General features: G+C 50.9%; 8 protein-coding genes. 4 read left to right on the forward strand and 4 right to left on the reverse strand.

Translation table 11 applies throughout. From position 1 onward, the window contains the following. The first annotated feature begins 2 nt into the window (after window positions 1-2). Together L4174_RS04560 and L4174_RS04565 are read left to right on the forward strand one after the other, a co-directional pair. Window positions 3-854, forward strand: a complete 852-nt coding sequence (locus L4174_RS04560; protein ID WP_248143658.1) for an MlaA family lipoprotein — start codon at window positions 3-5, stop codon at window positions 852-854. A 426-nt stretch (window positions 855-1,280) separates the two neighbouring features. Further along, window positions 1,281-3,782: a glycosyl hydrolase family 18 protein gene (locus L4174_RS04565; RefSeq protein ID WP_248143660.1), complete on the forward strand. Its 2,502-nt coding sequence runs from the start codon at window positions 1,281-1,283 to the stop codon at window positions 3,780-3,782. A 104-nt stretch (window positions 3,783-3,886) separates the two neighbouring features. Here L4174_RS04565 and L4174_RS04570 read toward each other — a convergent pair whose 3' ends face one another. From L4174_RS04570 to L4174_RS04580, 3 genes are all read right to left on the reverse strand, one after another. Beyond that, complete coding sequence (locus L4174_RS04570; protein ID WP_248143661.1) at window positions 3,887-5,149, reverse strand: outer membrane protein transport protein; 1,263 nt, start codon at window positions 5,147-5,149, stop codon at window positions 3,887-3,889. Window positions 5,150-5,353: 204 nt separating this feature from the next. Beyond that, on the reverse strand, window positions 5,354-6,067 hold the full coding sequence (locus L4174_RS04575; RefSeq protein ID WP_248143663.1) for a DUF3379 domain-containing protein: 714 nt from the start codon (window positions 6,065-6,067) through the stop codon (window positions 5,354-5,356). Further along, on the reverse strand, window positions 6,054-6,629 hold the full coding sequence (locus L4174_RS04580; protein WP_248143665.1) for a sigma-70 family RNA polymerase sigma factor: 576 nt from the start codon (window positions 6,627-6,629) through the stop codon (window positions 6,054-6,056). Before L4174_RS04580 ends, L4174_RS04575 begins: the two co-directional genes overlap by 14 nt. 461 nt (window positions 6,630-7,090) lie before the next feature. Between L4174_RS04580 and fadI the strand changes: the two genes are divergently transcribed. Together fadI and fadJ are read left to right on the forward strand one after the other, a co-directional pair. Further along, window positions 7,091-8,401: an acetyl-CoA C-acyltransferase FadI gene (gene fadI / locus L4174_RS04585; RefSeq protein WP_248143666.1), complete on the forward strand. Its 1,311-nt coding sequence runs from the start codon at window positions 7,091-7,093 to the stop codon at window positions 8,399-8,401. Window positions 8,402-8,415: 14 nt separating this feature from the next. Continuing rightward, window positions 8,416-10,560, forward strand: a complete 2,145-nt coding sequence (gene fadJ, locus L4174_RS04590; RefSeq protein ID WP_248143667.1) for a fatty acid oxidation complex subunit alpha FadJ — start codon at window positions 8,416-8,418, stop codon at window positions 10,558-10,560. A gap of 94 nt (window positions 10,561-10,654) precedes the next feature. Here the strand turns inward: fadJ and L4174_RS04595 are convergent, their stop codons facing one another. Continuing rightward, on the reverse strand, window positions 10,655-10,960 hold the full coding sequence (locus tag L4174_RS04595) for a hypothetical protein (protein ID WP_036748566.1): 306 nt from the start codon (window positions 10,958-10,960) through the stop codon (window positions 10,655-10,657). Between the last annotated feature and the right edge of the window lie 62 nt (window positions 10,961-11,022).

Raw genomic sequence — 11,022 nt, forward strand, 5'->3', positions numbered from 1 at the left:
CATTGAGTCGAAATCTTTTTTTATCCATTCTTCTGAGCATGTCCCTGATGGGCTGTGCCAGTTCTCCGCCTGATCCAGCCCCTGAAAAACTGGCTGGGGATGAATATGGCTTTGATGCTGAAGAGATGGCTGCGGCCGGGCTGACGGCGGAAGAGCTCCAGTCGCTTGAAACGCCGGAAAGTGCGGTTTATGACCCTTTTGAAGGTTTCAACCGTGCGATGTGGACGGTGAATTATGATTATCTGGATCCTTACTTTCTCCGCCCGGTTTCTTTGGCGTATGTAGACTATGTGCCTTCTCCGGTACGTACAGGGCTGAGAAACTTCCTGTCGAACCTTGAAGAACCAGCCAATATGCTCAACAGCTTTTTGATGCAGAACCCGGAGAAAGCGGTTGACCATTTTACCCGGTTCTGGATTAACTCTATTTTTGGCCTGGGTGGTCTGATCGATATCGCCTCAGCAGCAGATATTTCGCCGCCGGGGGGGCAATCATTTCCGGATACGCTTGGATATTATGGTGTCGGGAATGGCCCGTACTTCATGATCCCGGCATACGGGCCGGTCACGTTGCGTGAAGGTGCGGGAGACTGGGTTGATAAATTGTATTTCCCGCTGAATTTACTGACGTTCTGGCAAAGTGCGGGTAAATGGGCACTGGAAGGGATGGAAAACCGGGCAAAACTGGTGTCACAGGAACCGATGCTGAACAATTCTCCTGACCCTTATGTATTTACGCGGGATGCCTATATTCAGTATAAGAATTTCAGGGCCGGCGGGCAGGCTGCGGCACCAGAAGAGTCAGGAAATGAAGAGTACCTTGACGATTATCTGGATGAAATCGACAGCGAATAGGTCATTATCCTGCTTTCCTCATAGAATCCAGAGCTACTGATGGCTCTGGATTTTTTTTAAAGTGAAGGGCTGAAGTGATTTAATGTTAATTTATTGTAAATAAAAACATGAGTTGCGATTTGTCGGGTTTGTTTGTATTTTGCTCACATTTCTGACTTAAAACTGTTAAGAACTGCTTACAATTTTCCATTTTTTCTTTCATTTTAGTAACCTACGTCGCAATCATCGATTGTTTGCTTGATTTATCACTTTCCTGTCTCATCTTGCTTCAGCTTGCATTCCTTCTGGCAGAAGATCACAAAGATTAACATTTGCATCATTTTTTTTACTTTCTTTCTTTGAGACATAAAGAAACTCGACTATTCCTTATACTGCATAGCTTGCTGGCTATGCTTTTTATTTATTTTTTAACTCAAGGAACAAGTCATGTCTTTCAATAAGTTGACTCCTGTCGCAGCTGGCATCGCCGCTGTGACATTGTCGTGGGGAGCAATGGCGGCTCCGGGCACGCCTCAGATTGCCTGGATGGAAACTGATTACGCGATCATTGAAGTGGATCAGGCCGCAAGTGCCTATACAAGCCTGGTGACTGTTAAACCTGCTGCTGAAGTCCCGGTTGCCTGGCAGCGTTACTCCGGTGATCCGGCGGATCATTGGAAAGTGAAATTAAACGGTAATGTTGTTTTTGAAACAGCAATTGCTCCGGCATCAAGTGGCGCGGGCTCCACAACCCTTTCTGTGGCTCAGGGTGGCCAGTATGCCATGACGGTTGAACTGTGCAGTGGCACAGGGGCAGCAGAGGCGTGTACCAGCAGCGCGGCGACGAATATCGTTGTCGCAGATACGGATGGCAGCCATCTGGATCCTCTGCCGATGAATGTCGATCCGAATAACGGAAATTACACGACCCCCCCAAACACTGTTGTGGGTGCTTACTTTGTTGAGTGGGGTGTCTACGGCCGTAAATTCCCGGTGGATAAAGTACCGGCACAAAACCTGACTCACATTCTGTATGGCTTTATCCCAATCTGTGGCCCGAATGACTCTCTGGGTGAAATTGAGAACGGCAACAGTCTGGCTGCACTGAAGCGCGCCTGTCAGGGGACGCCTGATTATGAAGTCGTGATTCATGATCCATGGGCGGCTGTCCAGATGCCACAGGCTGGTCACAGCTACAGTACGCCTTATAAAGGGACATACGGTCAGCTGATGGCGCTGAAACAACGTTATCCTGATCTGAAAGTGATCCCTTCTGTGGGGGGCTGGACACTGTCTGACCCGTTCTATTCATTCACCGATAAGGCGAAGCGCGACATTTTTGTTGCCAGTGTGAAGAAGTTCCTGAAAACATGGAAATTCTTTGATGGTGTGGATATCGACTGGGAATTCCCGGGCGGAAAAGGTGCGAATCCAAACCTGGGTGATCCGGTGAAAGACGGTCCTGCGTATGTCGCCCTGATGCGTGAACTGCGTGCAATGCTGGATGATCTGGAAGCAGAAACGGGTCGTCAGTATGAACTGACATCAGCCATTGGTGTGGGCTACGACAAGATTGATGTCGTGAACTACGCAGATGCGATCCAGTACATGGATTACATTTTCGCCATGACCTATGACTTCTTCGGCGGCTGGAATAATGTACCGGGTCATCAGACTGCATTGTTCTGCGGCACGCATATGTCTGCCGATGAGTGCAATGGTACGGGTGTGGATGAAAACGGTGAGCCACGCAAAGGTCCGGCTTATACTGCATCACATGGGATTGAGCGTTTACTGGGACAAGGTGTGCCCGCCAACAAACTGGTTCTGGGTGCAGCCATGTATGCACGTGGCTGGACTGGTGTGACTGAGGCGAGCATGACGGATCCATCAAACCCAATGACCGGAAAAGGCACGGGTGCGGTCCCGGGTTCCTGGGAAGCGGGCGTCATTGACTATAAAGATGTTGTGAAGAATTACATCAACAACGCCGCGGTTGTGAAAGGGTATGATACTCAGGCTGAAGGCCCTTGGGCTTATGATCCAAGCAACGGAAATCTGATTACATATGACAACCCGCGTTCTGTTATGGCGAAAGGTCAGTATGTTCGTAATCTGGGGCTTGCAGGTCTGTTTGCATGGGAAATCGATGCGGATAACGGCGATATTCTGAATGCAATGCAGGAATCTCTGGCCGGCGGTGGTGGTAACTATGCGCCAGTCGCTAATGCCGGTGCTGACCAACAGGTGAATGGTGCTGCAACTGTAACACTGGATGGTTCAGCCTCAAGTGATCGCGATGGCCAGATTGTCAGCTATCAGTGGGTTCAGACTAGTGGTCCGGCTCTGACACTGACTGGTGCGGGGACTGTCAAAGCCACAGTTGCTGTGCCGGCTGTAACAGCAGACACGCAGTATGTGTTTACCCTGACTGTGACAGATGACAAAGGTGATACAGCGACTGACACCGTGACTGTCAGTGCGAAAGCACCTGGTTCAAATACTGCGCCTGTCGTGGCTGTCTCTGGCCCGACTTCAGCGAATGCCGGGGTTCTGGTGACACTGGATGCGTCTCAGTCGACTGATGCTGATGGCGATACACTGACTTTTGATTGGACAGTGCCAGCAGGCGTGAATGCAACGGTGAATGGTGCGACAGTCAGTTTCACGGCAGGGAGTTATACCGCAGATACACCACTGAACTTTACGGTTGCAGTATCTGACGGCACAGACACTGTGACTCAGTCGGTGACTGTGACTGTCCTGAAAGACGGCGGTTCTACCGGTTGTACCGATGCCTGGAGCAGCGCTGGCGTGTATAACGCTGGGGATATCGTGACGCATGCCGGGAAGTCCTGGAAAGCGAAATGGTGGACCACAGGTGAAGAACCAGGAACCACTGGTGAGTGGGGTGTCTGGGAAGATCTGGGTGCAGCAAACTGCCAGTAAGTGTGGGTTTCCGTAACGAAAACTGAAAATTTGTAAGATGTAAAATGATAAAGCCGCTCAAGGGAGCGGCTTTTTTTAATCTTTCTGCAGTCGTCTTTCTGTTTTTAGAAAGATCTGCTGTACTGTACACCGTACAGCAGGGCATCAGCACGGGTAGTTGCTGAAACTTGAGAAAGCGAGGTGTTTTCAGTCGCCTGGACGTTTTTACCCATCAGATAAGTCAGACCGAAGTCCAGCGTTGACTTGCGGTCCAGGTTGTAGCTGAAGCCGCCTGAGAACCACTGACGGTCTGAATCAGGGACAGAAATTGAGGTTTTCTTGTCTTGTGCACTGGTGTCGTACATGTAACCTGCACGCAGGGTCCAGTCTGAATTCAGGGTGTAGGTACCGCCAACCGCGTAGTGCCAGCCATCTTTCCACTGGTATTCATTCAGGACGACGCCTTTGTTGGTTTTCAGTACATCAAAGGTGCTCCACTCAATCCACTGAACACTATAGTGAACTGCAAACTGGCTGTTCAGCTGGTGGAAACCAGAGAACTCAGCCATATCCGGCAGTGGCATCAGCAGTTTCTGGCCACTCAGTTTACCGCCAGCTTGCTGGGCATAGATATCGCCTTCAGCTTCCAGCTCCGGGCTGTAGTGATAGGACAGACCGAAACGGTTGGCATCGTTCAGCTCATAAACAGTACCCAGGTTGAAACCAACCGCCGTACCGTCGACATCTACGTCAACCAGCGGGCCTTTGGTACCCTTGGTTTTCTCAAGAACTGCCTCGATAGTCTGGTTTGAACGCTGCAGTTCGCCCTGACCGTAGATGATGTCCAGACCACCACCAATGCTCCACTGAGGGTTCAGGCGGTATGCCGCATTTAGGGTCAGGTTCAGGCTCTTCACATCGGTCAGACCGCCGAATTCGTTTGCTGCATAGCTGCTGCTGAACTCAGTTTTGGTGCCGAAGTTGGAGTAGATGCCCACACCCAGTGCCAGTTTGTCATTCACCGGATGAACATAATACAGGTTCGGGACATAGGAGGTGCCACCGATTTGCTCATCATCGAGACGAGCACTGGTCACTGAGCTCGTGAGTGGATTTGTCAGTGCGTAGTTTGCGTTTTTTACCTTAATGTCGGTATCAATAACATTCAGGCCGAGAGAGATTGCTGGCGCATTGAACAGGGTCATTGCCGCAGCGTTACGGGACATCACCGATGCATTATCGGCAATGACGGCATCACCGGCAAAAGCACGGCCAAGTCCGGTTGCAGATTGTGAGTTCAGTTGAAAGCCAGCAGCAAATGACTGCTGAGAAGCCAAAGCGATGGCGGTTGCCATCATGGTTTTTGTAAACAGACGCTTCTTGTACATTTATTTTTATCCTGATCTTTTTATCGGCTGAGACATGGTTGTCTCAGCAAGCAGCCGATTCTAGGAGCAGGTAAAAAAACATCAAATCAGACCAGTATTTAAGTCATTGTTTTATCAATGTTGAATCTGACTGTTTGATGAAAAGATAGGCATTTTTTGCGGCGGCTGCAGAAAACAGCCGCCACAGATTCAGAGATGGTGGGATCAGATATTGGTCCAGTGCAGGGCACCTTTGAGTTTCTCTGCAATGGGCATCACGTTTTCACCTTTATTCCCAACCACAATTAAACTGGCTTCCTGCGAAGGAATCACGACACCCCGCATGTTTTTGTCTTCAAAGTTTTCCATGGCCCGGCTGGGTTTCGGTACGACAAAAACGGTGACTTTACCACTTTGACCTTCCATCACCATGTGCAGTGCATCACCACCATCAAAGCCACAGTGATTCAGGTAATAGACATGAGAAGGCAATGTGCTGAATTTCGGACCGAAAGGTTTCAGTTTGGCATTGACCTGTTTCAGAGAAACGCCTTCATCAATCTGATCGACAAAGGGGGCTTCATTGTAAATATGCTTCAGGGCAATCTGTCCGATATCAGGCGATGAGGCCGGCATGATACGGTCACTGAACTGGCCAATGAACAGACCACACAGGAAAGCAACTGAAGCGGCAATCGCCAGATGCCGGCGAACTTTTTTCTCGGCCTGATAACCTTGACCAGACTGACGAAACAGAATGCGATCAGCCAGATCTTCCGGCACATCAACTTTCATCGCTGCGGCGAGCTTTGAATCGAGCTGCTGTAACTCGTCATGGAGCTTGCGGTTGGCAATCGACGAATTTTTCGCCGCGCACATTTCCGGGCTGTTGTCACTGGGGTCAGCCAGAATTCTGCGACGAAATTCAAGATCGTCCATTATGTTGTCCCCTCCGCTCTGTTTGTTTCTCTAAAGAATCTTTCAATTGATTTCTTGCTCTGAACAGCCGGGTCATCACGGTATTTCTGTTCAGGCCAAGGATACTAGCAATTTCATCGCCGTTGAATCCAGCCATCACCTGTAAAACCAAAGGCTCGCGATATTCCGGCGACAGTTGTTGAATTAGATGCTGCAGCTGGCTCATCTCGGAGTCGCCATAACTGCTCGTGTCGGTGTCCTGAGCCGGTATCGCATGATCGTCAATGTCGACTAGATCAAGCTGTTTACGTTCGAACCGCCGGGCATTTTCCCGTCGGAGAATCGTAATCAGCCATGCCTTGGCCGCACTGTCGTCATTCAGACTATCCAGTGATCGCCATGCGCGCAGACAAGTTTCCTGGACCAGATCTTCGGCAATATGAGGGTCGTGGCATAACCAGTAGGCATACCTGTAAAGGTCTTTGTGCCAGGCCCTGACCAGGGCTTCGTAACGTTTTTGTTTATTCATGTCTACAGAGACCGAGGCATCTGCATTTTTCTTACGAAAAAATTGCTTCATCATGATGTTGCCTATCCGTAACCCTTAAGCCATGCGGACTCTTTGTCGCTGAAAGTGGGGAGGATTCAAGTCACTCTTTGTTGTGTTATTGATTTTCCTCAATATCTGACAGCCTGCTTCAGTTATAGTGATTCCGTTATCGGATGGTTTATCGGTAACGTCCTTTACGGACTGAGTATACCCTTCAACTACTTGCGAACGGGGTTAGCTGGTGTATCAATTGGGAATACTGGCATTTACTCTTCGCACTTTTATTGAGTCTTGCACAAACGGCTGACATTGTGAGTTTAATAACCATACCATAGCGGTGTGGTTTTTTTTTATGTCTCCCTGAATCTCCTTTATTTTTGATTGTTTTTGACGCCTCTCAACTTTTCAAACATTAATTTGAATTAAATAACAATACCGTTACAATCGGTGTGGTCTGACCTCTGGTTTGTCTTACATAATGATAAGGAGTCGCGATGACACGTCGCCAGAATCTCACTACCCAACAGGGTGAGCGCATTGCTGTCGTTACAGGATTGCGTACCCCTTTTGCCCGCCAGGCGACTGCCTTTAATGGTGTACCCGCGCTGGATATGGGCAAAATGGTGGTCAATGAAATGCTGCAAAAAATTGACTTTGACCCGGCATTGATTGAGCAGGTGGTCTTTGGCCAGGTCGTTCAAATGCCGGAAGCACCGAATATTGCCCGTGAAATTGTGCTGGGTACCGGGATGAACATTCACACAGATGCCTACAGTGTGACCCGTGCCTGTGCAACCAGCTTCCAGGCGGCCGCCAACGTGGCTGAAAGTATTCTGTCGGGCACCATTGATATCGGCATTGCGGGTGGTGCAGATTCTTCTTCGGTCCTGCCAATCGGCGTGTCTAAAAAGCTGGCCGCGACTTTGCTGGCGCTGAGCAAAGCAAAGACCATGGGTAAAAAAATGGGACTGCTGAGTAAGCTCAGTCTCAAAGATTTGATGCCGGTGCCGCCTGCAGTTGCCGAATATTCGACGGGTCTGAGCATGGGCCAGACGGCAGAGCAAATGGCGAAAACCCACGGTATCAGCCGTGAGGCGCAGGATGCGCTGGCGCACCGTTCACATACACTGGCCGCTCAGGCATGGCGTGATGGCCTGATTCAGGATGAAGTCATTACAGCTTTCCCTGAACCCTATCGTCAGTGGATTAATCAGGACAACAACATCCGGGAAGACTCGACGGTGGAAGGCTATGCCAAACTCCGTCCGGCTTTCGACCGTAAGTTCGGTTCCGTAACCGCAGCGAACAGTACGCCGCTGACTGACGGCGCAGCAGCCATTCTGCTGATGCGTGAAGGCCGGGCGAAAGAGCTGGGTCTGAAACCGTTGGGTTATATCCGCTCTTATGCGTTTTCGGCAATTGGCGTAGAGCAGGACATGCTGATGGGGCCGTCCTATGCAACGCCACTGGCTCTGGACCGCGCAGGACTGACGCTCTCAGATCTGACGCTGATCGACATGCATGAAGCGTTTGCGGCACAAACCCTGGCCAATGTGAAGATGTTTGCCTCGAAGAAGTTTGCCCAGGAGAAACTGGGTCGCAGCGAAGCGATTGGTGAAATCGACATGGACAGATTCAATGTCCTGGGCGGTTCAATTGCCTATGGTCACCCGTTTGCGGCCACTGGTGCCCGGATGATCACCCAAACTCTGCGTGAGCTGCAGCGTCGTGGCGGCGGTCTGGCTTTGAACACCGCCTGTGCGGCTGGTGGTCTGGGTGCAGCAATGATCCTGGAGGCTGAATAATGACGGATGTAACCATGACTGAACAAGAACAGAACGCACCGGAAGTCCCTGTATCTGCCTTTCGTCTGAGCTATGGCGACAACGGGATTGCCTGGCTGACGATAGATGTCCCGGGTGAAAAAATGAATACCCTGCAGGCGGCGTTTGCCGAGCAGGTCGGTGCTGTGTTGGATGAGCTGGAAAGCAAAAAATCAGAGATTAAAGGTCTGGTTGTGCACTCTGGCAAGCCGGATAACTTTGTGGCTGGTGCTGATATTCGTATGCTGGCGGCCTGTACGACGGCAAAAGAAGCTGAGCAGCTGGCAACGCAGGGGCAGCAAATGTTCCAGCGTATTGAAGACTTACCCTTTCATGTTGTCGCGGCGATTCACGGCCCTTGTCTGGGTGGTGGTCTGGAGCTGGCGCTGGCGTGTCACAGCCGGGTATGTACCGATGCCGGTGCGACGAAGCTGGGTCTGCCGGAAGTTCAGCTGGGTCTGCTGCCGGGTTCCGGCGGTACTCAGCTTCTGCCGCGTCTGATTGGCGTTGCGAATTCGCTGGATCTGATCCTGACCGGTAAGCAGCTTCGTGCGAAAAAAGCGAACAAGCTGGGCGTGGTGGATGAGTGCGTTCCGGAAAGCATTTTGCTGAAAGTGGCTGAAACACTGGCCCTGAAAGGAAAACCGACCCGCAAGCACAGTTTCCAGGACTGGGCGATGGGTGGCAACCCGGTCGGACGGTCTCTGGTGTTTGATCAGGCTCGTAAGAAAACCCGAGAGAAAACCCGCGGTAATTATCCGGCCGTGGATGCAATTCTGGATGTCATTAAATATGGCCTTCAGCACGGCATGGCGAAGGGGCTGAAAGAAGAAGCACGCCGCTTTGGTGACCTGGTGATGAGCCCGGAGTCGGCAGCACTGCGCAGTATTTTCTTTGCGACAACGGCGATGAAGAAAGAAACCGGTGTGCGTGAAGATGTTCAGCCTGTGAACGCGAAACGCGTCGCTGTGCTGGGCGGCGGCCTGATGGGCGGCGGTATCAGCCATGTGTCAGCGACCAAAGCCGGTTTGCCGGTCAAAGTGAAGGATATCTCGAATGACGGGATCCTGAATGCTCTGGCCTATAACTACAAGCTGCTGGAGAAGAAACGCAAGCGTAAGATGATCAGTAAAGCCGAGCTGCAAAAGCAGATGCTGCTGATCAACGGTGGTGTCGATTATCAGGGCTTTGACAAGGTTGATGTGGTGATTGAGGCCGTGTTTGAAGATCTCAGCCTGAAACACCAGATGGTGAAAGAGGTGGAGGCGAATGCCAAGCCGGACACCATCTTTGCCACCAACACGTCATCGCTGCCGATCCACCAGATTGCGTCTGTGGCTGAGCGTCCGGAACGGGTCGTTGGTCTGCATTACTTCAGCCCGGTGGAGAAAATGCCACTGGTGGAAGTAATTCCGCATGAGGGAACATCACCGGAAACGGTCGCGACGGTTGTGAAACTGGCGAAGAAACAAGGCAAAACACCGATTGTGGTGGCAGACAAAGCCGGTTTCTACGTGAACCGAATTCTGGCCCCTTACATGAATGAAGCAGCACTGGCACTGCTGAGTGGCGAACCGGTTGAGCACATTGACAGTGCGCTGCTCGACTTTGGCTTCCCGGTCGGCCCGATTACGCTGCTGGATGAAGTCGGTGTTGATGTCGGCGCCAAGATCAGCCCGATTCTGGAAAAAGAGCTGGGAGATCGGTTCAAGAGCCCGGATGTGTTTGACATTCTGCTGAAAGACGGCCGGAAGGGCCGGAAGTCAGGCAAAGGTTTCTATCTGTATAACGGGAAGAAGAAAGGCGTCGACAAGAGCATTTATAAGCTGCTGAATCTGAATCCGGCACGAAAAGCCAGCGGTCATGATATTGCAATTCGCTGTACGCTGATGATGCTGAATGAAGCGGCCCGCTGTCTGGACGAAGGCGTGGTCCACAGTGCCCGTGACGGTGATATCGGTGCGATCTTTGGGATTGGTTTCCCGCCGTTCCAGGGAGGACCGTTCCGTTACATGGACCAGCTGGGTGCGAAGCGTGTTGTTGAGTTGCTGAATGAGCATGTAGACAAGTACGGTGATCGTTTCCGTCCTTGCGAGCGATTGCTGGAAATGGCAAAGAACGACCAGCGTTTTTACGATTAAATCGTCAGAAATCCATAAATCAAAGGCCTGCAGTTGCAGGCCTTTGTCGTTAGAGGGAGATGGAACATGACGGAAATGTCAGGGAAAACAGAATCTAAACAGTTTTGTGGTGTTTGAAGCCCTGCTGCATGGTGGCATTCAGACGAAAACGGCGATACAGAATTCGGGGTCTGATCAGATGAAGCAGCAGAATTACGGAACCAGCCACCATTAAAGGGTTGAATCCAATCCAGAGCAGGAAACTCAGGCTGCATAAGGCAATCCCGGTCAGCAGGTACAGCATCCCGTCAAACTGGCGGGGATGAATCGCTTGCATACAGGTACGGCAGAAAAGCCGGCTGTGAATACTCTGATTTTTGGCCGTAATTTTTTCACGGCAGATCGAACAGGCGTGTGACATATCAGTTCCTGAACATTGTCCTGAGAAAAAGTGCTTATTCGACCTCATGGCTTCTTGTGTCT

The sequence above is a fragment of the Photobacterium sp. CCB-ST2H9 genome (genome assembly GCF_023151555.2).
Taxonomy (GTDB): Bacteria; Pseudomonadota; Gammaproteobacteria; order Enterobacterales; family Vibrionaceae; genus Photobacterium.

Excerpts from the sequence above, each read along its gene's own strand:
- L4174_RS04565 (WP_248143660.1), top strand. The coding sequence starts at position 1,281 with ATGTCTTTCAATAAGTTGACTCCTGTCGCAGCTGGCATCGCCGCTGTG.
- L4174_RS04570 (WP_248143661.1), bottom strand. The coding sequence starts at position 5,149 with ATGTACAAGAAGCGTCTGTTTACAAAAACCATGATGGCAACCGCCATC.
- L4174_RS04575 (WP_248143663.1), bottom strand. The coding sequence starts at position 6,067 with ATGGACGATCTTGAATTTCGTCGCAGAATTCTGGCTGACCCCAGTGAC.
- L4174_RS04580 (WP_248143665.1), bottom strand. The coding sequence starts at position 6,629 with ATGATGAAGCAATTTTTTCGTAAGAAAAATGCAGATGCCTCGGTCTCT.
- fadI (WP_248143666.1), top strand. The coding sequence starts at position 7,091 with ATGACACGTCGCCAGAATCTCACTACCCAACAGGGTGAGCGCATTGCT.
- fadJ (WP_248143667.1), top strand. The coding sequence starts at position 8,416 with ATGACTGAACAAGAACAGAACGCACCGGAAGTCCCTGTATCTGCCTTT.
- L4174_RS04595 (WP_036748566.1), bottom strand. The coding sequence starts at position 10,960 with ATGTCACACGCCTGTTCGATCTGCCGTGAAAAAATTACGGCCAAAAAT.